Source organism: Bacillus sp. EU52, from assembly GCF_037964975.1.
Lineage (GTDB): Bacteria > Bacillota > Bacilli > Bacillales > Bacillaceae > Bacillus > Bacillus subtilis.
The window spans coordinates 2,700,938-2,725,631 of the sequence record NZ_CP150177.1; the positions used below are offsets into that span (position 1 = coordinate 2,700,938).

The 24,694-nt window shown below is 43.8% G+C and carries 25 protein-coding genes and 2 other annotated features; of the genes, 2 read left to right on the forward strand and 23 right to left on the reverse strand.

Annotated features, from left to right (window positions below):
* The 15 genes from NSU05_RS13940 to valS form a co-directional block, all read right to left on the reverse strand.
* A complete protein-coding gene (locus NSU05_RS13940; protein ID WP_003229669.1) occupies positions 1–339 on the reverse strand; it encodes a ribosomal-processing cysteine protease Prp in 339 nt (112 codons plus the stop codon).
* A gap of 2 nt (positions 340–341) precedes the next feature.
* A complete protein-coding gene (rplU, locus tag NSU05_RS13945; RefSeq protein WP_003229668.1) occupies positions 342–650 on the reverse strand; it encodes a 50S ribosomal protein L21 in 309 nt (102 codons plus the stop codon).
* A gap of 13 nt (positions 651–663) precedes the next feature.
* Positions 664–739 (reverse strand) — a sequence feature (ribosomal protein L21 leader region).
* 57 nt (positions 740–796) lie between these two features.
* On the reverse strand, positions 797–1,663 hold the full coding sequence (gene spoIVFB / locus NSU05_RS13950) for a stage IV sporulation intramembrane metalloprotease SpoIVFB (RefSeq protein WP_004398649.1): 867 nt from the start codon (positions 1,661–1,663) through the stop codon (positions 797–799).
* Positions 1,656–2,450: a stage IV sporulation protein SpoIVFA gene (gene spoIVFA, locus NSU05_RS13955; RefSeq protein ID WP_004398684.1), complete on the reverse strand. Its 795-nt coding sequence runs from the start codon at positions 2,448–2,450 to the stop codon at positions 1,656–1,658. Before spoIVFA ends, spoIVFB begins: the two co-directional genes overlap by 8 nt.
* Before the next feature lie 148 nt (positions 2,451–2,598).
* Positions 2,599–3,405, reverse strand: a complete 807-nt coding sequence (gene minD / locus NSU05_RS13960; protein ID WP_004398624.1) for a septum site-determining protein MinD — start codon at positions 3,403–3,405, stop codon at positions 2,599–2,601.
* A gap of 1 nt (position 3,406) precedes the next feature.
* Positions 3,407–4,087: a septum site-determining protein MinC gene (gene minC, locus NSU05_RS13965; RefSeq protein WP_004398901.1), complete on the reverse strand. Its 681-nt coding sequence runs from the start codon at positions 4,085–4,087 to the stop codon at positions 3,407–3,409.
* A 52-nt stretch (positions 4,088–4,139) separates the two neighbouring features.
* Positions 4,140–4,658, reverse strand: a complete 519-nt coding sequence (gene mreD, locus NSU05_RS13970) for a rod shape-determining protein MreD (protein ID WP_004398811.1) — start codon at positions 4,656–4,658, stop codon at positions 4,140–4,142.
* Complete coding sequence (mreC, locus tag NSU05_RS13975; RefSeq protein WP_003222609.1) at positions 4,655–5,527, reverse strand: rod shape-determining protein MreC; 873 nt, start codon at positions 5,525–5,527, stop codon at positions 4,655–4,657. The genes mreD and mreC overlap by 4 nt, the downstream gene beginning before the upstream one ends.
* A 30-nt stretch (positions 5,528–5,557) precedes the next feature.
* Positions 5,558–6,571, reverse strand: a complete 1,014-nt coding sequence (gene mreB / locus NSU05_RS13980) for a cell shape-determining protein MreB (RefSeq protein WP_003229650.1) — start codon at positions 6,569–6,571, stop codon at positions 5,558–5,560.
* 91 nt (positions 6,572–6,662) lie between these two features.
* Positions 6,663–7,358: a DNA repair protein RadC gene (radC, locus tag NSU05_RS13985; protein ID WP_003246034.1), complete on the reverse strand. Its 696-nt coding sequence runs from the start codon at positions 7,356–7,358 to the stop codon at positions 6,663–6,665.
* 36 nt (positions 7,359–7,394) lie between these two features.
* Positions 7,395–7,964: a Maf family nucleotide pyrophosphatase gene (locus tag NSU05_RS13990; RefSeq protein WP_004398496.1), complete on the reverse strand. Its 570-nt coding sequence runs from the start codon at positions 7,962–7,964 to the stop codon at positions 7,395–7,397.
* Positions 7,965–8,116: 152 nt separating this feature from the next.
* Entirely contained in the window at positions 8,117–9,115 is a 999-nt protein-coding gene (spoIIB, locus tag NSU05_RS13995; RefSeq protein ID WP_038429403.1) for a stage II sporulation protein SpoIIB, read from the reverse strand.
* A 133-nt stretch (positions 9,116–9,248) separates the two neighbouring features.
* Positions 9,249–9,995: an A24 family peptidase gene (locus NSU05_RS14000; RefSeq protein WP_072592551.1), complete on the reverse strand. Its 747-nt coding sequence runs from the start codon at positions 9,993–9,995 to the stop codon at positions 9,249–9,251.
* Between the two features lie 139 nt (positions 9,996–10,134).
* On the reverse strand, positions 10,135–11,427 hold the full coding sequence (locus NSU05_RS14005) for a folylpolyglutamate synthase/dihydrofolate synthase family protein (RefSeq protein ID WP_038429404.1): 1,293 nt from the start codon (positions 11,425–11,427) through the stop codon (positions 10,135–10,137).
* A gap of 59 nt (positions 11,428–11,486) precedes the next feature.
* Positions 11,487–14,129, reverse strand: coding sequence for a valine--tRNA ligase (gene valS, locus NSU05_RS14010; RefSeq protein WP_038429405.1), 2,643 nt, complete (start codon positions 14,127–14,129; stop codon positions 11,487–11,489).
* 59 nt (positions 14,130–14,188) lie between these two features.
* Positions 14,189–14,411 (reverse strand) — a binding site (T-box leader).
* Between the two features lie 165 nt (positions 14,412–14,576).
* On the opposite strand from valS, the gene NSU05_RS14015 reads away from it, so the two are divergent.
* Positions 14,577–14,768, forward strand: coding sequence for a hypothetical protein (locus NSU05_RS14015; RefSeq protein WP_003222590.1), 192 nt, complete (start codon positions 14,577–14,579; stop codon positions 14,766–14,768).
* A gap of 18 nt (positions 14,769–14,786) precedes the next feature.
* Here NSU05_RS14015 and cotN read toward each other — a convergent pair whose 3' ends face one another.
* The 8 genes from cotN to hemA form a co-directional block, all read right to left on the reverse strand.
* Complete coding sequence (cotN, locus tag NSU05_RS14020) at positions 14,787–15,812, reverse strand: spore coat protein CotN (protein WP_038429406.1); 1,026 nt, start codon at positions 15,810–15,812, stop codon at positions 14,787–14,789.
* Between the two features lie 32 nt (positions 15,813–15,844).
* Entirely contained in the window at positions 15,845–17,572 is a 1,728-nt protein-coding gene (gene spoVID / locus NSU05_RS14025) for a spore coat morphogenetic protein SpoVID (protein ID WP_038429407.1), read from the reverse strand.
* A 130-nt stretch (positions 17,573–17,702) separates the two neighbouring features.
* Positions 17,703–18,995, reverse strand: coding sequence for a glutamate-1-semialdehyde 2,1-aminomutase (hemL, locus tag NSU05_RS14030; protein WP_003229633.1), 1,293 nt, complete (start codon positions 18,993–18,995; stop codon positions 17,703–17,705).
* A gap of 29 nt (positions 18,996–19,024) precedes the next feature.
* A complete protein-coding gene (gene hemB, locus NSU05_RS14035; protein WP_015483525.1) occupies positions 19,025–19,999 on the reverse strand; it encodes a porphobilinogen synthase in 975 nt (324 codons plus the stop codon).
* Positions 19,996–20,784 (reverse strand): uroporphyrinogen-III synthase, encoded by a 789-nt coding sequence (gene hemD, locus NSU05_RS14040; RefSeq protein ID WP_038429408.1) that lies wholly within the window; start codon positions 20,782–20,784, stop codon positions 19,996–19,998. Before hemD ends, hemB begins: the two co-directional genes overlap by 4 nt.
* Positions 20,774–21,718 (reverse strand): hydroxymethylbilane synthase, encoded by a 945-nt coding sequence (gene hemC, locus NSU05_RS14045; RefSeq protein WP_080263035.1) that lies wholly within the window; start codon positions 21,716–21,718, stop codon positions 20,774–20,776. The genes hemD and hemC overlap by 11 nt, the downstream gene beginning before the upstream one ends.
* Before the next feature lie 32 nt (positions 21,719–21,750).
* The gene (locus tag NSU05_RS14050) at positions 21,751–22,581 is read right to left on the reverse strand and encodes a cytochrome c biogenesis protein (RefSeq protein ID WP_003222575.1); all 831 of its coding nucleotides are present in this window, start codon (positions 22,579–22,581) and stop codon (positions 21,751–21,753) included.
* 7 nt (positions 22,582–22,588) lie between these two features.
* A complete protein-coding gene (gene hemA, locus NSU05_RS14055) occupies positions 22,589–23,956 on the reverse strand; it encodes a glutamyl-tRNA reductase (RefSeq protein ID WP_004399038.1) in 1,368 nt (455 codons plus the stop codon).
* 228 nt (positions 23,957–24,184) lie between these two features.
* On the opposite strand from hemA, the gene NSU05_RS14060 reads away from it, so the two are divergent.
* The gene (locus NSU05_RS14060; protein ID WP_003229624.1) at positions 24,185–24,682 is read left to right on the forward strand and encodes a hypothetical protein; all 498 of its coding nucleotides are present in this window, start codon (positions 24,185–24,187) and stop codon (positions 24,680–24,682) included.
* Positions 24,683–24,694: the final 12 nt, after the last annotated feature.

Genomic DNA, 24,694 nt, shown 5'->3' on the forward strand with positions numbered 1-24,694 from the left:
CTATATTATGTTTGTGGTCACACGCAAGTTGTCTTTGTAATCCCGTTCGATTGTCTCCAGCGAAACAATCATGCCTTCAATCAGCAGCTGAGCTTTTTGGCGTGCCTCTGGATCAAGAGATTCAGGGAATTCAAAATAAAAATAACCCCCGTCCTCCCCTATATCAAGAAGCGGCTCGAAGCCCGCGAGCACAATGACCGCGTTAACGGCTCCAAACACAACGGCTGTCACTCCGGCACAAACAAGATCTTGTCCATGTTCAGCAAAATTCGCATGGCCCGTCATTTCAAAAGACAATATGCCTTTATCATGAGACCTTCTGATTGTTGCCTGAATCATGCTTACGCGTTGATTTTTTCGATCGTCACTTTAGTGTAAGGCTGACGATGACCTTGTTTTTTATGAACGTTTTTCTTTGGTTTGTATCTGAAAACAGTGATTTTTTTCGCGCGGCCTTGTTTTTCAACTTTAGCCGTTACTGTTGCGCCTTCAACTGTAGGGTTGCCGACTTTCACGTTGTCTCCGCCAACAAACAAAACGTCTTCAAAAGTAACTGTTTCACCTGCTTCAGCAGCAAGTTTTTCGATGTAAACAGTTTGGCCTTCTTCAACTTTGATTTGTTTACCGCCTGTTTTAATGATTGCGTACATTCTCTGCACCTCCTATTAGACTAAGACTCGCCAGATACCAGGGGGCTGTAAAAGCTCTTAACACCTGTACTGAGCGGTTGTAGCAATGGTGCTACATCCATAACATTAAAAAATATACCAAAATACAAGGCGTTTGTCAATCAGTTTTAGTAGGGCAGAAGCAGTTCCTCCATGGAAGAATTCGTCCGCTTATCGGCAAAGTAAGCGTGCAGCACTTCATTCTCGTCAAGCTGGCTGAGCTTTTGGCCTGATTTTTCTATAATAATCGGATGCTTACAGCCACGTTTGAACTCGGCCATCACATGATAGACTTTATCCTCCGCCTTTACTGTCAGCGGCAGAAGTTTCTCAAGCTCCCTGTTTTTTCCGTAATACCTTTCGAGGAGAAATCTCACATGGATATAGTGCCTTTGCCGATATTCCTCAAACAAGGAAACAGCCAGAAAGACAAACAAAACCCATGCGCTGATTTGCAGAGGAATCACGAATAAAACCCAGCACCCGAGCAACAGGCAGAAGCAGAGCGACGTTTTTAGATTAAGCCGGTGAGCCTTTTGAAAAGGCAGCTGTTTGGAAAACAACAAAAATAACAGTTTTCCTCCATCCAGCGGCCAGATCGGCAGTAAATTGACAAATAAGATAGAAAGATTATAAAAGGTGAAGAGTTCAAAGGTATGCTGATGAATCACTGAGACTTCAGCAAGCATCCAGGCGGCAAACTGAAGCCAGATGTGCTGAAGAGGGCCGGCAATAATGACCGCAAACTCTTCCTTTAACGGCCGATTCCCGTGCTCTTCCACTTCGACCGTTCCCCCAAACGGCAGCAAAAAAACACGCTTGATTCTCCAAGAAAAAAATACGGCCAGAGCAGCATGCCCCAGCTCATGAATCAATACAATCAGGAGCAGACATAATAATGCTTTCATATGGCCTGTGAGCAATCCCAGCGCCGCGATAATCCAAAGAAAAGGATGCACATGGATCTTTAAGATAAGGTCGAGCCATTTATTCAAATGAAATCACCTGAATCGGATCAATAAATTTATCGCCGTCTTTCATGGCAAAATAATAGACCCCTTTATTATGATCATCAAGCTTAATCGAACCGAGTTTTTTGCCTTTATCCACAAAATCATATAAAGCAACATCAACATCTTTGAGCTCGCCATAGATACTATAGGTGTTGTCAGCATGCTGCACCTTAACCGTCAGTCCCGTCTGGCTGTCTTTGCTGACTTCAACCACATAGCCTTCTTTTACACTATCAATCTTATCGCTGCTTGTTTCGACTTTAATTCCTTCCCCATTGTCCTGAAAATCCTGCTGTACTTTCCCGGATGCAGGCGCGATCAGATCTTTGCCTACTTCAATCTGCTGTTCCTTATTTTTGTGTTCAGGAGCCAGGAAAGCAAGCGGATTTCCGAATTTGGTTTCGAACCAATGGCTTGCTGAAGCAAATTGAAATTCAGTTTCAAAGGTTTTGGCTACGGCGGGTTTAATCTGACTGACGGGTCCAATGTTTGTTTTATAGGCTATAGCTGAAACGAGAACAAGGCAGGCCGACAGAAGACATTTCAGGATAATTGAATCTGTTTTCACCAATGGGTGTTTTCCGTTGAATGTTGGCATGTTATCTTCGTAGACCGGAAGTGTTCCATGCTTTTCCTGATCCGTTACCATCACCCAGGACGGGGGTTTCTGCTTTTCAGAAACTGTCTGAGTAGAGAAACGTTTTGAGCCGGAAAGCTGCTTTCTTCTTTTCTCTAATCGTTTTCTGATTTCATCTGCTCTGTGACTCATTGCCATCATCCTTTGCATTCGTTGGGTTTGTACATCATATGTCTTGTCCATGGCAAATATTCGGTTTAGTCAGGAACAAAGCAGGCAAAAACAAAAAAACCTGACACAGCATTTGCTTTGTCAGATTCTTCTCTTTAATTCTATCACATTAAGATCTTACGCCGAAAAATGACTTAATCTTAGCCATCATTCCTTTATTTTGCTCTTCAAGCACCTGTAAAGGAACAGATTCACCTAAGATGCGGCGGGCAATATTGCGATATGCAATAGAAGCGCGATTTTTCGGGTCCATCGCAATCGGTTCACCATGGTTGGAAGCTTTGATGACTTCATCATCATCAGCCACGATTCCTAGCAAATCGATCGACAAATGCTGTACGATTTCGTCGATATCCATCGTGTCACCGTTTTTCATCAGGTGATTTCTGATTCTGTTAACAACGAGCCGCGGCGGTTCAATATTTTCCTCTTGCTCCAGCAGCCCTATAATACGGTCAGCATCACGAACAGCTGAGATTTCAGGCGTAGTGACCACAATCGCTTTATCAGCTCCGGAAACGGCATTTTTGTACCCTTGCTCGATTCCGGCAGGACAGTCTATGATGACATAGTCAAATTCCTGTTTGAGCTCTTGGACCATGTTTTTAATTTGTTCAGGAGCAACAGCTGTCTTATCGCTCGTTTGAGCAGCGGGCATTAAATAGAGCAGATCATCGAAACGTTTGTCTTTTACGAGCGCCTGATGCATTTTGCATCTGCCCTCTACAACGTCTACCAGATCGTAAATAATTCTATTTTCAAGACCCATTACAACATCAAGGTTGCGCAGTCCTATATCAGTATCTACTAAGCATACGCGCTTCCCTAAAATGGCTAAGGCGGTACCGAGGTTCGCAGATGTTGTTGTCTTACCTACTCCGCCTTTTCCCGAAGTTATTACGATAGCCTCACCCAATTCACATTCCTCCCTCAAGCCTTGTTAGATCAGGTCTTAAATGAGCCAAATGTTGAAGGCGTTCAATGACCATATTTCCGTCTGTATCTAAATAAGCACATTCCATTTCGTTCCCTTTTTGAATGTGGTCTGGGGAGCGATTTAACACATGATTGATTCTTAATTGTGTCGGAAGCATTTCAGAGGCGGCGATGACCGCTTGATTATTTCCATTAAACCCGGCATGCGCGATTCCTTTCAGTGAGCCCAGAACAAAAATGTTCCCTCCGGCCCTGACTGTTCCGCCGGGATTCACGTCACCGATCAGGAGCAAGTCGCCTTTTACCTGCAGCACTTGGCCTGAACGGACAATTTTTGAAACAGAAATAATTTCGGCTTCCTCTCTTATCTGCTGTGCTTCTTTTTTAGTAATGACTTCACTGTCAATAGAATGAACAAACAAATCTTTCTTTGACGCAATCAATTCGGTTAGCTGTTCCTCTTGCTCCTTATATAAAAAGCGATTTCCCAGCTTAACATGAACGCTGATTTTCTGGCCTTTTCCATCGGTATATTGTTCAATTGACAGCATATTCTGAAGACCATCGAGAAGCTCATCAAAAGAACACGCATCATCCAGATGCAATGTTAGTCCATTCTTTGTTCCTTTTATTGTTACATATTGCTGCTTTTTGGTCTTCACAATATTCACCTCAACAACATACTCATTTCGTCAAAAAAAGATAAAATCCTTTTTACTCATCTCTCAATTCTTTCTTTAGACTCATAAAAAACAATCTAAATGGCAGAACAAGAATAAGAGCTGCTGCAATATTTAATAAAATTGTCGGTATAAACCGGTCAAGCACAAATCCGTTAAACGTCATAATATCTTTATGAATCAAAGACTGAATGCCGAATACGTAAAATTCGAGCAGACAGACAGCCAGAACTGCTATCAATATCACTACAAATGCGTTTGTATGTAACACTTTAAACGCTTTTGAAGCCAAATAGCATAGCCCTGCAAAACCAAACATGTAAACGCCTAATAGACTTGTATAGTTCATGTCATATAGAAAACCAAAAATAAATCCGTAAATCATCGCGTGTTTTTGGTTGATAAAAGCCGACATGAATATCAATACAAGCATCAAAAAACGCGGGGCGAGCACTTGGTCATCTGTAACGAAAGGAAAATGCACCAAATCTGTAAAAATGCTTTCCGCAGAAAAAACAAGCATCATAACGAAAGGGAGAAGGAAACGTTTCACGATCCTTCCTCCTCTGTATCGACAGTCGGCACGTCACGGTTAACAACGATCACATTATTTAAATCTGTAAGGTCAGCCGCAGGTTTTACATAAGCAACCTTTGTCAGTCCATAGGAATCTGACTCGATATCAGTCACTTCACCGATTGTCAGCCCTTCTGGGAAAACACCGCCTGTCCCTGATGTTTCAATAAGATCGCCTTTTTTCACGTCTTGTTTATCCTTACGCTCAATAATTGTCATCTTAAGACGTTTTTTCTCTTTGTCATATCCTTCGATCAAGCCGTAGCCTTTGCTGCCTTTTTTTCCGGAAATTTTTGTCGCGACTCTGTTATTGCGGTCAGTATCGCTTAAAAGCTGAACAGTAGACGTAAAATTGTTAAGTCCGGAGCTTTTGATCTTGCCGATTAATGCGCCTTTTTCGTTTGTAACGGCCATATCTTTCGCTACGTTTTGCTGAGTCCCCTTGTTAATGGTGACCTGTTTGGCCCAATTATCAGGGCTTCTGGCGATGACCGTTGCTAAAATCGGCTTGTAATCTTTAATCGATTTGACATGGCCAAGCTCGTCACGCAAGGATTTGTTTTCTTCTTCAAGCTCTTGAAGCTTGGCTTCATATTGTGTCTGTCCGTCAAGTTTTTCTCTTAGACGCTCGTTTTCTTTGTATGTGTTTTTTAAATCATTGATGTTCTCAAATATTCCTGCAAAAAATTCGGCAGGCGTATGAAAAATATTTTGAAATACTCCCGTCGTATCGCCGATCACTTTCTCAGGCCAGGTGGTATTGCGGCCGCCCTTCAGCGAAAATCCAATCATAGCCACCAATATGATAATACACAGAAGTAATAGCATTAACCGCTTATTCGGCATCGTGTTACACCTCTTCTATTGAACTCCCGATTATCTAGTTTTCCCTTTGAAAAGATGGATGTGCTCCAGTGCTTTCCCTGTTCCGATCGCTACACAATCAAGCGGGTCTTCGGCGATAAGGACCGGCATTTTTGTTTCTTCGCTGATGACTTTGTCTAAATTGCGCAAAAGCGCTCCGCCGCCGGTTAACACTATACCTCTGTCCATGATATCTGCTGCAAGCTCAGGCGGTGTTTTTTCGAGTGTGCTCTTCACTGCTTCGACAATTGTAGATACAGTGTCGCGTAGAGCATTAGAAATCTCTTTTCCTGTAATTTCAATTGTTTTCGGCAGACCTGTGAGCAAATCGCGTCCGCGGATTTCCATGTTGTCGGATTCTTCAGGAGCTTCTGCAGATCCGATTTCCATTTTAATCGCTTCAGCCGTACGGTCACCGATCATCAGGTTGTACGTTTTTCTGATGTAGTTGATAATTGCGTCGTCCATCTCATCACCGGCTACACGGATTGACTGAGACGTTACGATGCCTCCGAGGGAAATAATCGCAACTTCTGTCGTACCGCCCCCGATATCAACAACCATGCTTCCAGTCGGTTCCCAAACTGGCAGATTGGCTCCGATTGCTGCGGCAAAAGGCTCTTCAATCGGATACGCGTCACGCGCTCCCGCCTGTCTTGTCGCATCGATAACAGCGCGTTCTTCAACAGCTGTAATGCCTGATGGGACACATACCATTACATATGGTTTTCTGGCAAACATGCCTTTATTTTTTATGGCTTGATTGATGTAATATTTCATCATCGTCGCCGTTGTTTCATAATCAGCGATAACGCCGTCTTTCATCGGGCGAAGAGCCACCACGTTGCCCGGTGTCCGTCCAATCATATTTTTCGCATCATTTCCGACAGCGACAATCGATTTCGTATCCGTCTGCAAAGCGACAACTGACGGCTCTCTCACAACAATTCCTTTTCCTTTTACAAAAACAAGCGTATTCGCAGTTCCAAGATCTATACCAAGGTCTCTAGCACCAATTCCAAACATATGTATGTATCTTCCTTTCTTAAAGCAAAAATACCCTAAAGGGAAAAACTCATAAACTCTATTATAGCTTAATTCGACGAAAAAAAAAGTGTTACAAATATCCTTTTTCCTTTAAACTCACAAATTTTTTATCCCCGATCACCAAATGGTCAAGCAGCTCGATGCCAATCAGGTTTCCGCATTCAAACAGCCGTCTTGTCACTTCAATATCTTCCCTGCTCGGCGTCGGATCTCCAGAAGGATGATTATGAACACAGATAAAGGAAGCGGCAGATCGTTTAAACGCTTCTTTAAACACCTCTCGCGGGTGGACAATAGATGAATTCAGGCTTCCGATAAATACGGTGCGTTTATGGATGACTTGATTTTTTGTATTTAAGTATAAACAGACAAAATGCTCCTGGGTTAAAAAGCGCATATCCTCCATGACAAGATTAGCGCCGTCTTCCGGGGAGCGAATAACGAAATGTTCTTCGTTGGCTAATTTATGAATCCGGCTTCCAAGCTCAACTGCAGCCAGTATTTGAATCGCTTTTACCATACCGATTCCCGGGATGCTTGACAGCTCTTCAACCGATGCTTCCTTGAGCAGGCGCAGCCCGTCAAATGAGCGCAGCAGCCGGTTTGACAGGTCCAAAACAGATTCGTGTTTAGTCCCTGTCCGCAATAATATAGCCAAAAGTTCATGATTCGCTAAGTTCTCGGCTCCGACTTTCAGGAGCCGTTCTCTTGGCTTTTCTTTCATTGGGAAATCTTTGAGTTTTAATGGCAGATCGTGTATGACCAAGCACTCCTTTTCTTTCCCTTCCCGTTTATAGAACCGTCATGCCCTTATATCAAAATGGCGAAGAGCTCTCATTGTTTTTGATATAGGAAGGCCCATGACTGAATAATAATCTCCGTCTATTTTCTTTACAAAAAGCGCGCCTCTTCCTTGGATGCCGTATGCACCTGCTTTATCCATCGGCTCTTTTGTTTCAATATATGTCCAAATCTCTTCTTCACTGAGGGACCAAAACGCAACTTCTGTCTTATCATAAAAAGTCTCGCTGTGATTTTCAGCTTGAATGCTGACCGCGGTTATTACTGAGTGACTTCGGCCTGAAAGCCTCCGCAGCATAGAAGCAGCTTCTTCTTGATCCTGCGGTTTGCCAAGACATTCGCCGTCAAGGCATACCATTGTATCAGCACCGATAACGATTGCATGCGGGTGGAGATCAGCTACAGCCTTAGCTTTTTGTTTTGCCAACCATTGGACGTTTTCTTCTGGTGAAAAGTTTCGATTTAATTTTTCTTCTACTTCACTGACAATAATGGAGTAGGGCAGCTGGAGAAGATCGAGGAGTTCTTTCCTGCGCGGAGATTGTGATGCAAGTATTAGCGGTTTTGTCATGTTCGTCATCCTTTCAGGGTTTGCTTAAGAAAAAAAGATACTCGTTTATCCTACCAAATCACGAGGCTTGTCACAATTTCAGAAAAATAACTTTTTCATGACAAAATAAAAAAAGCCTGTCACTAAAGGACGAAGGCTCAGGGCACTATCTCTTATTTTACGACGGCTAACAGCTCCTGCTGAGCCTTCCACCCGGCTTCAGCACTTGGATCCTCTAATTCCTTTAAAGCCTGCAAAATCGCTTTTTTCTCTCCTGTTTCTGACGCTTTTGTTTCACCAAGCGACTTTTCTATTTTCTCTACACTCGCTTTTGTAATGTCTTCGCCGAGAATCGCCTTTGCTGCAAGCTCCGCTGTTTCCTTAAAAGAATCTGTCATATCTGACTCTATTGATAAGGAAAGCTCCTTGCCTCCCCAGGCTTCAAAATCACTGTCGATTAAAACCTGTCCTAACTGCTGTGAGACCTCCTTATCACTGGCTAAGCCCGCGATGACATACGTATACCCGTCATCCTTTGACAGTGACACGGCGGAATATCCTTTTTCGGTCAATTGTTCTGTTAACGTTTCGGCGCCCTTTTCATTTGAAAATTTTCCGGCTTGCACAGCGTATGTTTTGTATGTACCTTCAGTTTGTGCCGCTTGTTTTTCTGCGCCTGAGGTTTGTTTATCAGCAGAAGTATCCCCTGCTTTTGCCGTTTGGCTGCCTAAAGAATCCTCTAAAGAGGCCGGTGCTGACGCTTCTTTATTCCCCGATATGTTTAACGCGAATAACCCTAATCCAGTGCCAATGACAGCCGCGAAGGCAATCGTCGCGGCCACTCTTTTTACCGGTTTGGCAGCCCCGGTCTTTCCTTTTGCGTAAAGCTTTGTTTTTTTCTTTTGAAAAGGAGGAACAACTTTAGGGTCCTCTTTAAACACCTTGTCCTCCTCGGAATCCCAATTGAATTCATCTTCATCAGGGTGTTCCTGGGATGCCGCAACCTCTTGTTCTGCCTGTCTTTTTTCCTCCCAATTTGAAAATGTCATGCTTTTATTCGCCTCTGTCTCAGGCGTCTCTTGTTCGTAAACCGTCTCTTCTTTTCCATTAATCGTCACCTTGAGGGCTTTTTCTGCGGCTTTACTGTTTTTTTTATTCTTTCTTTTTTTCAATTCCGCTTCCTCCCTTCATTTGCTTGACCGTTTTTGTCGGCTTTTCATGCTACACACTTTAGCACAGGCAAAGAAAAAAAGAACAAGACTTTTGTCGCCTTGTCCAAAAAACGTTCGTCAAATTTTTCAGCAGTCAGCCCAATGCCATTTTGATATAAAAAGAAATGATAGAGTCACCGTATAAATAGGCTAAAATGCTCCCTGCGGCTATAGCGGGGGCGAAGGGAAGCGGCTGCCTTTTAGCGAGTCTACCAGTCAGAACAGCTGCCGCTCCATATAATGCACCTATCAAAACTGAAAAGAAAAAGGCAGCTGCCAGCATTTTCACACCAAGCACAAAGCCAATCACCGCAAATAATTTAATATCTCCTCCCCCTACTCCCCCATGGGTGATTGCGGCAATTACAGCCAGAAACAAAAATCCGGCTGCCGCACCTAACAGGCCTGCATACCAGGAATCAAGCGGAGAAATCAATCTCGCGGCCGCCAAAAAGGGAAGAAAGAAAATCAATATTCGATTTGGAATCAGCATAAAATGAATATCTGTCACTGCAACAATAATGAGAAGAGAGATAAACACCACAGCGGGAAACAGTTCCAGCGATGTGCCAAAGCGTATTCCTGCGGCGGCAAATAAACACGCTGTCACAAGCTCTGCTGCGGGATACATAAAAGAAATCCTATGCCCGCAGCTTTTACATTTACCTTTTTGAAATAGGAATGACAGGATGGGAATTAATTCTGCAGGAGTTAATGTTCGCCGGCAAAACGGGCATGATGAACGGGGCGCAATAATAGATAGATGTAAGGGGATACGGCACCCGGCCGTATAGTAAAAAGAACCAAGGATAAGCCCGAAGATAAAAAGAATGGATAGCATAGACAACACACCTTTATTCATTGAGTTCTGGTATGGATTGTAGCAAAATGGACATCCTGAGCTCCAATTGGGAATATTCAATTTTACACATGAAAAAAACGGCAGAATCTTTTTTTGATTCTGCCGGAGCCGGATGCTTTTATTTCAACCTTTTTCGAATGTCAGAAATAAAGTAAAGAGATCCGGTAATCAGCGTAATTTCATTTGAGCCCTTTTTGCTTTCTATGAATTTGATCACATCGTCTGGATCTTCACTCCAGCTTTTATTGCTGATTTCACTTGCATCATAGAGATCTTTTGCAAGAGAAGCACGCGGGAAATCAAAAGAAGCAAAATGAATCGCATGAGCAATGGTTTCCAGTCTTTTAATCATGTTCTGATACGGTTTGTCCTTTAACGCGCTAAACACCACAGAAATGCGTGAATTGGCGAAACGCTGCTTCATCGTTTCCGCCAGCTTTTCAACACCTTCTTCGTTATGCGCACCGTCTAAATATACCGGAGGATGCTCCTGAACAAGCTCTAACCGTCCCGGCCAAGCAGCCTTCACAAGCCCGCTCCTTAACGCTTCGTCACTGATATGGGCGATATTCTCCTTATTGAGCCACTCCGCAGCCAAAATGGACAAAGCAGCATTTTGTCTTTGATGGGTGCCAATCAGAGATGTCCGAATATCTTCATAGCATTTCTCTTCCGTTTTGAATGAAAACTGTTCTCCTGCAGGCAGAGCCTCTTCATTGAAAATAACACATGCATCATGCAATGACTGGAACGGCGCAGCATGCCGTTCGGCTTCGTGGCGGATGACCTGTAACGCTTCCGGCTGGGTAACTGCTGTAACGATTGGAATACCTTCTTTAATAATACCGGCCTTTTCTCCTGCAATTTCTTCAATGGTGTTTCCCAAAATGTTCATATGATCGTGTCCGATGCTTGTAATCACAGTTAAGAGCGGTTCAACCACATTAGTAGAATCGAATCTACCGCCCAGACCTGTTTCAAAAATAACAAAATCGACCTTATGAAACTCTGCAAAATATAAAAATGCACAAGCTGTCATAATTTCAAATTCTGTCGGCTGTCCGTATTCCGTTTGATCAAGGGCTTCAACGTGCGGTTTCATTTGATTGACGAGTGCTGTCCATTCCTCATCAGAAATCGGTATCCCGTTTACGCTGATCCGTTCATTAAACGTAATAATATAAGGCGATGTAAATGTTCCAACCGTATATCCGGCTTCCTGCAGCATAGAACGGATAAAAGCGACAGTTGATCCTTTACCGTTTGTTCCTGCAACGTGGAACGCTCGGATTTTTTTTTCAGGATGTCCTAACCGCGCCATCAGCTGTTTCATTCGGCCAAGTCCGGGCTTCACCCCGAATTTCAGCCTCCCGTGAATCCAGCTGCGCGCATCTTGATATGCAGTAAACAATGATAATCCCCTCTTTTATAAGACAAGGCGGTTTCTCTAGAAACCGCCCCGGCTTTTCATTAACCCTTCAGCTCAGCCATTCGTTTTTGAACAGCGTCACGCTTCGCCACATAATCTTTTTCTTTTTCACGTTCTTCATCAATTACGTGTGCAGGCGCTTTTTTCATAAATCCTTCATTTCCAAGTTTCTTTTGGACACGCTCAACTTCTTTTGTCAGTTTATCAAATTCTTTTTGCAGACGGGCAATTTCTTCATCAATATTGATTAAGCCTTCAAGCGGAAGAATAACCTCTGCTCCTGAGACAACGGCCGTCATCGCCTTATCAACAGCCTCAATATCGGTGCCAATTTTAAGCACACTCGGATTCGTAAAGCGTTCAACATATGAACGGTTTGCTTCGAGGCGGGCTGCTATTTCGTCTGTGCTTGTTTTAATGTACAGTTCAACCTGCTTGCTCATTGGCGTATTGACTTCACTGCGGATATTGCGCACAGAACGGATCAGCTCAACAAGAAGCTTCATGTCAGCTGCCGCTTCAGTATCGGTATGCTCCGGCACTACTACAGGCCATTGACTTACTGTAATCGATTCCCCTTGGTGAGGAAGGTGCTGCCAAATTTCCTCCGTTAAGAATGGCATAAACGGATGGAGCAGACGCATCGTTTGATCAAGTACGTAAGCAAGGATGGAACGGGTAGTTTTCTTAGCCGCTTCGTCTTCTCCATAAAGCGGAAGCTTCGCCATTTCAATATACCAATCACAGAAATCATCCCAAATAAAGTTATATAAATGGCGTCCTACTTCACCAAATTCATATCGATCAGCAAGCTGGGTCACGTGCTCGATCGTTTCATTTAACCGCGTTAAAATCCACTTGTCAGCGACTGATTTTTCGCCTGACAGATCAAGCTCATCGTACGTCATGCCATCCATATTCATTAATGCAAAACGGGAGGCGTTCCAAATTTTATTGGCAAAATTCCAGGTCGATTCCACTTTTTCATAGCTGAAGCGCAGATCCTGACCAGGAGAGCTTCCAGTCGCAAGGAAATAACGCAGAGAATCGGCTCCGTACTTGTCAATCACATCCATCGGGTCGACACCGTTGCCAAGAGATTTACTCATTTTCCGGCCTTGCTCGTCACGGATTAAGCCGTGGATTAAAACATCTTTGAACGGGCGCTCGCCTGTAAATTCAATGCCTTGGAAAATCATGCGTGATACCCAGAAGAAAATGATATCGTACCCTGTCACGAGAACATCTGTCGGATAGTAGCGTTTAAAGTCTTCAGCAGTTACATCAGGCCAGCCCATTGTGGAGAAAGGCCATAGCGCAGAACTGAACCATGTATCCAGTACGTCTGTATCCTGTTCCCAATTTTCGCTGTCTTCCGGCGCTTCAAGCCCAACATATAGCTCGCCTGTTTCTTTATGATACCAGGCAGGAATACGATGTCCCCACCACAATTGACGGGAGATACACCAGTCGCGGATATTTTCCATCCAGTGTAAATACGTTTTTTCGAAACGGTCAGGCACAAAGTTGACCTTTTCTCCTTTCTTTTGCAGCTCAATCGCTGCATCAGCAAGCGGCTGCATGCGCACAAACCATTGTGTAGAAAGATAAGGCTCCACAACAGCCCCGCTTCGTTCACTATGGCCGACAGAGTGCATATGATCCTCGATCTTGAAGAGAACTCCCGCCTCCTGTAAATCTTTCACGAGCTTTTTGCGGCATTCAAAACGATCCATACCTTGATATTGGAGCGCATTTTCATTCATCGTGCCATCTTCATTCATGACAAGGATGCGTTCTAAATTGTGGCGGTTGCCAAGCTCGAAGTCGTTCGGATCATGAGCAGGTGTAATTTTCACGGCACCTGAACCAAATTCCATATCAACATAGTCATCACCGACAATCGGAATTTCACGATTTACAATCGGCAGGATCACCGTTTTTCCGATAAGGTGTTTATAGCGCTCGTCTTCAGGGTGAACGGCAACAGCTGTATCACCGAGCATTGTTTCAGGACGTGTCGTCGCAATTTCAATTGAGCCTGAACCGTCATCAAGCGGATAGCTCATATGATAGAATGCGCCTTGAACATCCTTGTAAATCACCTCAATGTCGGATAGGGCTGTTTTTGTCGCTGGGTCCCAGTTAATAATATATTCGCCTCTGTAGATCAGGCCTTTTTCATAAAGCTTAACGAATACTTCCCTTACCGCTTTGCTCAAGCCTTCATCCAGCGTAAAACGTTCACGGGAATAATCTAGGCCAAGACCTAATTTCGCCCACTGGCTGCGAATAAAGTCAGCATATTCTTCCTTCCACTTCCACGTTTCTTCGAGGAATTTTTCACGGCCTAAATCGTAGCGGGATTTGCCTTCTTCACGAAGTTTCGCCTCTACTTTAGCCTGTGTCGCGATGCCGGCGTGGTCCATGCCAGGAAGCCACAGCACATCATAGCCCTGCATGCGTTTCATTCTCGTTACAATGTCTTGCAGCGTTGTGTCCCATGCGTGGCCAAGGTGAAGTCTTCCTGTTACGTTTGGCGGCGGGATGACAACAGAGTATGGCTCTTTTGTCTGGTCACTGCCCGCTTCAAAAAATTTGCCTTTTAGCCAAAAATCATATCGGTCTTTTTCAACCGCTGCCGGATCATATTTCGTCGGCATTGTTTGTTCATTCGTTTCCATCATAACCCTCCAGCATGTTTAAAAATGGCTGAGAACGAAAAAAGAGCTCTTCATCCCTGTAAAAGGACGAAAAGCTCTTTCGCGGTACCACCTTTTTTCATGAACTCTATCAGTTCATGCACTTATAACGGATAACGGGTGTTTCCCGAATTTCTCTACTCTTCTTTCAAGAAATTATGCTCCCGGGCGACCTTCCAATCAGACAACATAAGAAGCCTTTCAGCAAACGGCTTCTCTCTCTGCATGCGCCTTTTTTGTACTCTTCCCGTTCTAAGCAGGTGTATTTATCAGCTCATTGTATACATTATTTATGTTCTTTATTATAGTAAAAGTGTTTTTGATTCGTCAATCATCTTTTCCAAAAACACCGCTTTCTATACAGATGGGCAGGCACCTATTGCCCAAGTTTACATATGATGCTTGTAAATGCGTAGAGGAGGATGCACCGTGAAGAAACGTTTCAGCTCTTATTCACTGCCGCCATGGGTAAGGCAAATTCGGCTTGTATCCGCACAAGTGATTATTCCCATTACGATTTTTCAAGGAATCAGAACCATTTTCTTTCCGACAACCTTTGATGTTTTGCTGCTCGCAATCCTAATCTTTTTAGCTTGCGCCCTTCATTTAGAATGGATATAAACAAACAAGTCCGCGCCATTAAGACGTGGACTCGTTTTCAGCCTGAAATTTTTTCTCTTGTTCAATCTGATGAATTTTCATCACAAACGTCTCTATATTTTTCATTTGCCAATAAGCCTTTAATAATTGTGTACATTCCTCTTTTTCATGCTGTCGTTTCCCAGTTTGATAACCGTTCAGCACCTTGTACATGGCTGCCGGATATGCCATATAGCTGAGGAAAAGGCTGACTTCCGCTTCACGCAAAGGGAATGATTTCGTATATCCATAAAACCATTCGACGCATTCCGGACAAGCTTTCGGAAAGCCTCTGAACATTTTTGTATAAAAGCCGAGCAGGTCGTTTTGCGGAGGACCGACAGATGCTCTTTCGAAGTTTGTAAAATATCCGGTCCCGGCATCATTATACAGAAAATGGTGTATAGACAGGCTGCCGTGGTTCATTACAACCCTTGAAACGTCCTTTTCCTTTGCGGACTCATACCAGTCCTCCAGCCGTTCCAGCGCAAAGTTCACCGCGGAAATGGTTTCAGAAAAATAGGTTATGGCCTGGAGTTCAAAGGGAGAAAGGTACCATTCCTTCTCCGCTCTATCCACAAACTGCTCATAGAAAATTTTATCTTGTTCCCACTTTTTTTTCGTTTGCCCGTAATAACGTTCAATCTCATCACGTCTAACCTTTAGTTCCTGCGCGGTTCTCTCGTGAAGACGGGCTGTTTCTCTAAATAAATAAGCATGTTTCTGATCCCGTTCTTCCTCTTGGTCAAATTGGAGCCAAGGCATTAAATAGTAGGTATCTCCGTATTGTATGCCTGCTGAGAAAAACTCACCGCTATTTGTTCTGTAAACAGGAACGAATGAACGAAAGCCTTTTTCCTCAATCGCCACCATATGATCTGTAAAATGCTTGCCGCGACCCTCTTTCAATTTTTTCAGGGCAAATACGCCGTAGTCTGTATACACTTTCCAAACAAGAGGACTGACAGGCTCAATAAATTGAGCAGTCAGTCCGTATTCCCGAAGAACCGATTGGGTATCTTCCATTTCATTCACCACATTTTCCGATCGCTTACGGTTTACACATGGCTATTTTTATATTGAGGAATATAGAGAATCTGTCCTGCTTTTAATTCATCATCCAATGCTAAAGAATTCATCCTGATCAGCTGCTGGGATGTAATTTCATACCGTTCGCATAAACGCTCGATCGTATCTTCCTGCTGTACAATGCATATTTTCATTCTCGAAAACTCATCCGCTTCTTTTGTAAAGAGTTTTGTTAAATAAAGAGAATTATCACTTTCCTTTGTTTGAGGTTCCTTCGTTTCAGGAGCAGGAGCAACCCTAGGAACAGCATCCGTTTCCTTCCTTTCAGTCTCAGAAGATTCAGGCAGCTGGAAGGATTGAAAAGGTGTTTCTTCCTTAGGCTCTTCAGCTGATGGTGTTTTTCTCACTTCAATTTCGAAGCTCTCTTCCTCTTGTTCTTCCTCCTCCAGCAGCTTAGGCGCTGAATAAAAAGAATCTTCCTCTTCTTGTTCAGGCAGGAAGGTACGGTATGCCGGTTCAGGCAATTCTTCTTGAGATGTCTCCTCCGAGCTTGTTTTTTGATTGAAATGGAAATGTAAATCGGCTTTGTCATTCTCCACATATGCAGCTGAAGCTGTTTCTCTGCTATCTTCTATGGAGAGAGCGGTCTCTGATACACTCTCCAAAGCTTCATCCGGTTCCGCCTCTTCATGGCAAAGCGCAGGATCAGCCTGATCCGATTGAGCTGCTTCTTCATTTTGAGCCTCTTGGCGCAGCGCATATTCATGATTAGGAGACACTGTTGTTTCCTCTTTTTCCTCTGCAATCACAGTCTCTGAATGAAGCTCAGCTTCCAAAGCAGGCGATTCTTCTGCTCCAGCGTGTTCACGAAGCTCAGTCTCCGCTGGAGAGTCTGCTTCTTCACGAACATCCGCTGTTGCAGCTGTCGGCTCTGCCGTTTCTTTTTTTGCTTTAACGATCTCTTGAATCTCTATTTCTGAATGATCAGGTTCTGGCTCAGATTCTTCTGTTTCCGATTCAGCACGAACCTCCGTTTCCGGCACAGCAAGCTCTTCTGACTCTTCTTCCTCTTTTACATCTTCTCTGGCCTCTGGTTCTGAAGCAACCGATTCAGGCGGCTCAGATTCTGCTTTTTCTGTCTCCAGTTCTTCACGGAGCCCCGCTTTTGAGATAAAAAGTTCTGGCGGTTCGGCTGGCGGTTCATGCTGAAGAACTGCTTCCTCTGCCGATGATGCACCCGGTTCTTCTACTACACTATGTGCCGGCGGCTCTGAAAGCTCTTCCTCCCTGAATGCCGCAGGAGCTTCATATAAAGGTATCTCCGGCTCTTTGTCTTGCGTATCATCCAAAAGCCCTTCAATCGCTAAATCAGCTTGAATTGTTAAAATGCGCGAATCCGTCAATTGATAGTCAAATGCGTCAATAAAGACGAAGACATCCTGTAAATGGCTCACTTTATTTTTCGGAATGGTAATATCCACAGGAAAACAGTGAGTCAGTTCCGCACTTCCATCCTCTCTCTTTCTGACTTGTTCAACAAACCGCTTATCTGTATAAATCTCTTCGGTATGTTTGTTTTGATCTATGTTGTACTCACCTGTAAGTTCAAGCGATCCTATGATTGATACATAATCATTTACTTCCTGAACCCTAATATCAGGATCTAATGAAATAGAAAGCAGTTCAGAAACTTCCTGTCCTTTTTGGAAACAGATCGATTCTTCTACAGAAAATTGCAATCGATGATTTTGCGGCAAGTTCATATCCTCCTTTCATCTAATCCTTAAAATTAGATGTCACTAAAGGTGTATGTATGAACTGGAGAAAATATGAGTGGGAGAGCACGAAAAAACCGGCACAAGGAGTCCTTGATACCGGTTTTCACTCTTATCTGCGGCTGATCTCAGCAAATACTTTCTCAGCTGCCTGGATTGTGTTTTCAATATCTTCATCAGTATGGGCCGTTGAGAGGAAAAGACCTTCGAATTGTGATGGCGGAAGGAATACCCCTTCATTTGCCATCCCTTTATAATAGCTTGCGAACAGCTTCAAATCAGATGATTTCGCTGTTTCATAATTGATGACTGGTTCGTTTGTAAAGAAGAAACCGATCATCGAACCTGCACGGTTAAAGGTATGCGGAATGCCATGAGCCCCGGCGGCTTTTGAAATTCCTTCTTCCAGTCTGTCGCCTTTTTTGATGAAATTCTTGTAGGATTCAGGTGTCAGCTGTTTCAATGTCTCTAAGCCAGCCGTCATCGCAAGCGGGTTGCCTGACAATGTACCAGCTTGATAGATCGGACCGCTTGGAGCGATCTGCTCCATGATTTCTGCCTTTCCGCCATAAGCGCCGACAGGAAGTCCGCCCCCGATTACTTTTCCTAAACAAGTCAGATCAGGCGTTACGCCGAAGTAGCCTTGAGCGCAGTTATAATCGACCCGGAAGCCAGTCATCACTTCATCAAAAATCAGCAGGGAGCCGTACTGCTCAGTGATATCACGCAGACCCTGAAGGAAACCTTCTTGCGGCGGAACAACACCCATATTTCCGGCAACTGGCTCTACAATGACTCCCGCAATGTCTTCACCGAATTGCTGGAAAGCAAGCTTTACACTTTCTAAATCATTGTACGGAACGGTGATGGTGTTTTTCGCAATGCCTTCAGGCACCCCCGGGCTGTCAGGCAGACCGAGAGTGGCAACACCTGAACCAGCTTTAATCAAGAGAGAATCGCCGTGTCCGTGGTAGCAGCCCTCAAATTTTAAAATCTTGTTGCGGCCCGTATAGCCCCTTGCCAAACGGAGGGCACTCATTGTAGCCTCTGTTCCGGAGCTTACCATTCGTACAATTTCTACAGATGGCACACGATCAATGACGAGCTTAGCCAGTTCATTTTCTACTTCAGTCGGAGCACCAAAGCTTGTCCCGTATTCAGCCACTTTTTTGAGGCTTTCTACGACGCGGTCATTTGTATGCCCTAAAATTAAAGGCCCCCATGACAAGACGTAGTCAATATATTCATTCCCGTCAATATCAAAGATTTTCGAGCCTTTTCCGCGCTCCATAAAAATCGGGTCCATGTCTACCGATTTAAATGCGCGAACGGGACTGTTCACACCGCCCGGCATGAGTTTTTGCGCTTCTTTAAAAGCCGTTTTTGATTTTTCATAGCTTCTCATCTGCCTCAACTCCTGTCAACTGAATAAAATTACTCCGCAAGCCATTTCGCTGCGTCTTTCGCATGATACGTAATAATCAGGTCGGCACCCGCGCGCTTCATGCTTGTCAAAATTTCCAACACAATTTCTTTTTCTTTGATCCAGCCGTTCTGCGCTGCAGCCTTCACCATTGAATACTCTCCGCTTACATTATAAGCGACGAGCGGCAAAGTAAACTCATTTTTTACGTCACGCATGATATCCATATAAGAAAGCGAAGGTTTGACAATCAAAAAGTCCGCGCCTTCCTCAACATCTGATTGTGCTTCGCGGAGTGCCTCCATACGGTTGGCAGGGTCCATCTGATATGTTTTGCGGTCTCCGAATTGCGGTGTGCTGTTTGCTGCATCACGGAACGGACCGTAAAACTCACTTGAATATTTAACAGCGTAAGACATGATGGGAATATTGACGAATCCTTCTTTATCAAGTGCTTCTCTGATCACTGTAACAAATCCGTCCATCATGTTTGATGGCGCAATGATATCCGCACCTGCTTTCGCTTGGCTGACAGCTGTCTGCGCCAAAAGCTCCAGCGATTCATCATTGAGAATGACTCCGTCTTTGACAAGTCCGCAATGGCCGTGGTCTGTATATTCGCACAGGCACGTGTCAGCGACAACAACCATTTCAGGGAAGTGTTCTTTAATTTCTGTGATGGCTTTTTGGACAATTCCGTGATCATGGTACGCTTGTGTTCCGCAATCATCTTTTTCTTCCGGGATGCCGAACACGATAACAGATTGAATGCCCAGTTTGACCAGCTCCGCTACTTCATCCTTCAATAAATCTAATGATACATGGTAAACATCAGGCATTGACGGAACAGCTTTTTTGCCTTCCAGCCCTTCAACGACAAAAATCGGATAAATAAAATCTGATGGATGCAAACGTGTTTCCTTTACCATTTCTCTCATTGCTTTTGATGTTCGCAGGCGGCGGTGTCTATTAAATGATTGACTCATATTCTCTCTTCCTCTCTTGACATGCTGCACATTAATTCAAGCATGCCATCTATTGTAAATGTATCAGGCGTATGCGATGTGATGCCGTACTTCAGAAGGGCATCATTTGTTAAAGGTCCAATGCTGATACAGGCCGTCCCATTCGCCTTCCACTTTTTTAATTCTTCTCCCAAGACATGCATAAACGTATGTACGGTTGATGAACTCGTAAATGTTACATAGTCAAAGGAATATTGACCCGCAGCGTCTTTCAGTGCCTCAATGCCTTCTTCATCCGGAATCGTTTCGTAGAGAACCCATTCCTTTACTTCAAAACCGAGCGGGACAAGCTCTTGTTTTATCACATCACGTGACAAATTCCCTTTCATCACGGTAATGGGCTCCCCCGGTTCAGCATGTTGCTTAAGAGCGTCAGCCAATTGTTCAGCAATATACTCCTGTGGCATCACATCAACCGATACGTTATGCGTTTTTAAACGGCGGGCGGTTTTTTCACCAACGGCTGCAATTTTTTTATGCGCAGGGAGAATAAGCTGATTTTCCTTCAGATAAGAAAAAAAGAAGTCTGCCCCATTCACACTTGTAAAAACAAGCCAGCCTGGCGCGGCAAGATCCTCTCTTACCTGTTCCGCAACATCATTCGGCAAAGCGCGGCGAAACGTAATCAAAGAGGTTAAAACCGCTTTACCGCCAAGCGCCTCCACTTTTTGCTGAAATGATGTTGCCTGTGCCTTATTCCGGGTGACAAGCACTGTTTTTCCTTTCAACGGAAAATCATTTTCCATCCTCATCAAGCTCCCGTTTTACACGATCAATTAAATCTTTTGCTCCTTTGTCAGCCATAAGAGCGGCACAGCGCTTTCCTACTTCCTCCGGATCGTTTCCGGTGACGGTTTCTTTAAAAATGATTTTGCCGTCAGGTGAAGCGACAAGACCTGTCATTTCAATTTCATCCTGTCCATTTAACACGGAGTAGCCTGCGATCGGAACCTGGCAGCCGCCCTCCATCGCGTTTAAAAAAGCACGTTCCGCTAAGACAGTCCGTTTTGTATATTCATCTGTAAACTGAGAAAACAACGCCAACAGCTCTTCATCCGATTCTCGGCACTCAATCGCCAGTGCTCCCTGCCCCACAGCAGGCAAACAGCGCTCAGGCTCAAGGAATTCGGTTACGACATCTTGCTTCCAACCCATTCTAGAAAGGCCGGCAGCCGCTAAAATAATTGCGTCATAATCCTCTGTTTCCAGCTTTTGAAGTCTTGTATCTATATTACCTCTAATCCATTTAATTGTAAGGTCAGGGCGCTCAATCAAAAGCTGCGCGCTTCTTCTTAAACTGCTTGTGCCAACGACAGCACCTTCCTTCATTTCTGAAAGCTTTACGCGATTCTTTGAAATAAGGGCATCACGCGGGTCCTCCCGTTCAGGAATACAGCCGATCACAAGACCTTCAGGCAAAACAGCAGGCATGTCCTTCATGCTGTGCACTGCCATATCAATCTCTTCGTTTAAAAGCGCCTGTTCAATTTCTTTGACAAACAGCCCTTTTCCACCCACTTTTGAGAGTGTAACATCTACAATCCGGTCGCCCTTTGTCACGATCTCTTTAATTTCAAAAGCAAACGAAGGATTGATTTCCTTCAGTTTTTGAATAACCCATTTTGTTTGAGTCATAGCGAGTTTGCTTCGTCTGGAACCTACTTTAATCGTTCTCATCATTTCTTTCCTCCCGAATCTGCTTGGGACATCGTTTAACTGAACCAATGGAATTGCGACAGGCTTCCAAGCAGGAAATAATTGATCATCAGCACCAGAAAACAAGCCGTATTCCACAGTGCAGCGACCTTTCCTTGCAGCTCTTTAATCAGCCTGATATAAAGATAATAGCTGTACAGCAGCAGGACGACAAACGAACCAAGCACTTTGGCGTCAAACCAATACAGCGTTTCTAGTGAGACATATGCCCATATGACGCCGAGAATCAAACTCAGCAGCAGCATCGGAACCCCGATGACATTTAAAACATACGCCATATAATCAAGCTTAGATAAATCTTCTATTCTCAACAGCCATTTTCCCCACTTTTTCTTTTTCAGCAGATGATATTGAAACATATATAGCACAGAAAAAACGAAAGAAAGGGAAAAAGCGCCGTATGAAAGAATCGCCATTGTAATATGAATCACCAAAAGCTCGGATACAAGCTGCCCGGAAAAAGCAGCTGACTGCTGCTCTGTCGGTGAAAATGTGTGAATGGCGATCATAGAAAATCCTATAACATTTGTAAAAAACACGATAAAGTCAACACGTAAAAGCTTTGTCAGTACAAGTGACAGCGTGACAAGCACCCAGGCATAAAAATAAAGCGCCTCCGTCACATTTAATACCGGAAACCGCCCCGTCACCCACATAAAATAGGCCAAATACACGGTTTGCAGAGTCCAGACAATAGAAAGCAACCAGAAGGCCATTTTTCCAGCCTTCCGGTTGTGTTGAAGAAAATCTATAAAATAAAAGAGTACACTTAACGCGTAAATGACGATTGTCCCCTCATTAAGTCTTGCCATTGCAGTATCAATCATTCAGCTTTCACTCACTTACAAGTGGGCTAAAGCCCGCTTTTGATTCAGCCTTCTTAAAAGAGTGGACCTTCTGGCTGCTTTCAACGGTTTTCATCATTTGACGGCCCGCAGCTTCTTCAATATCAAAAATCTGCATAAACAACGCGAGCTTTTCTTCAGAATCAGCATCTGCCGCAAGCTCTTTCACCTTTAAAATCGGATCACGAAGCATTTGGTTAATAATACTTTTGGTGTGTTTATTCAACAGTTTTTTCTCTCTTGTGCTTAAGTGAGGCAGCTTACGCTCAATGCTGTCCATCGTTTCTGACTGGATGGCAAGCGCCTTTTCGCGCAATGCAGAAATAACCGGCACAACACCAAGTGTATTCATCCATTGTTTAAATTCCACAATGGTTTCTTCAATTAACAGTTCAACTTTTTCAGCTGTTTCTCTCCGCTCTTTCATGTTCGCTTCTACAATGCCTTCCAGATCGTCGATATCATAAAGAAAAACACCTTCAAGATCATTCAGCGCCGGATCAAGATCTCTAGGCACGGCAATGTCGACCATAAACAGCGGACGTCCCTTGCGAAGCTTATTCGCGTTTTCCATCATCTCTTTGGACACGACAAATTCACTTGCACCGGTTGAACTGATTAAAATATCAGCCTCCGCAAGCGCGCTTTCAAGCTGATTCAAGCTTCTCGCTTCACCTGAGAAACGGTCTGCAAGCTCCTTCGCTTTCAAGTATGTTCGGTTAATGACAGTGACCTTGCCGATTCCCTGTCCGTGCAGGTTTTCCGCAGCAAGCTCGCCCATTTTTCCCGCACCGAGAATCAATATGTGCTTGCTTGAAAGATTTCCGAAGATTTTTTTGGCAAGTTCAACTGCAGCATAGCTTACTGACACCGCATTTGAGCCAATGTCTGTTTCGGCGTGAGTCCGTTTGCCCACTGTAACCGCCTGCTTAAACAGCTCATTAAAAATAGTCCCGATCGTTTTTTCTTGCTGAGCTGTTTTAAAGCTGTCGCGTACCTGTCCGAGAATCTGCGTTTCGCCAATCACCATAGAGTCAAGTCCGCAGGCTACACGGAATAAATGCTCAACAGCGGCATCGCTCTCATAAAACGTTAAGAACGGTGACAGCTCTTCTTTGCTTAATTGAAACCAATCAGCTAAAAACTTTTTTATATAATAACGGCCGGTATGGAGCTGGTCGACTACCGCATAAATTTCAGTGCGGTTGCAGGTTGAGACAATGATGTTTTCAAGAATGCTTTTCTCTTCTTTCAGCTGCACCATTGCTTCTGCCAGCTCATTCGGCTGAAAACTTACTTTTTCACGTATCTCAATAGGGGCGGATTTATAATCTACTCCCACAACAAGTATATGCATCGCTCTAATTACACCCCCAACACCCAATCTTAATTTATAATCATTCTAACATAGAACTCATTATTTATAATAATTATAACATAGTTTCTTTCACAAAATGTGAACAGATTTTAAAATTCTTATGCTATATTAGAAAAAGCTTCAGGGAAAAGAAGCATTCCTATTGACAATACCAAAAACAGCAGAAATTTACTACACATCAGCTCTAAAAAACAAGAAGGTGATATCATGAAACAAAAATCAATTTTATTCCCTTGTCTGCTGCTTGCCGCTTCTGTATATGCATGGCTAGAAAGCGGCCAAGCCGAACTGTTTTCAGGGCAGGATCAATGGCCTGTTCTCCTCATGCTGTTAGGCGCAGCCTTTGTATATCAAGGAAAAAAAGAAGCCGTCACACCCCATTTTTTTATCGGTTTGCTTCTCTTCGGGATCGGTTTACACTTTTTTGCCAAGCCGAAATGGGTATGGTGGCCGGATGATTTTGAAATGCTCCTCTTTATGATCGGCTTCTCACTTCTCGTTTCAACCGTTCAAAAAAAAGAATATGTATATGAAGCTGTGTCGATGATTTGTTTTTCCCTGTTTTTGTACTTTTTCAAACAAATAATGGCATGGCTTGAGTCTGCGCATATTCCAACAGCACTTCTGAAGGAGTATTGGCCGTTTGTCTTTATTGGAATCAGTTTATTGTTATTATTGATAAAACGGAAAAAATCTATACGATAAATAAAACCGGTA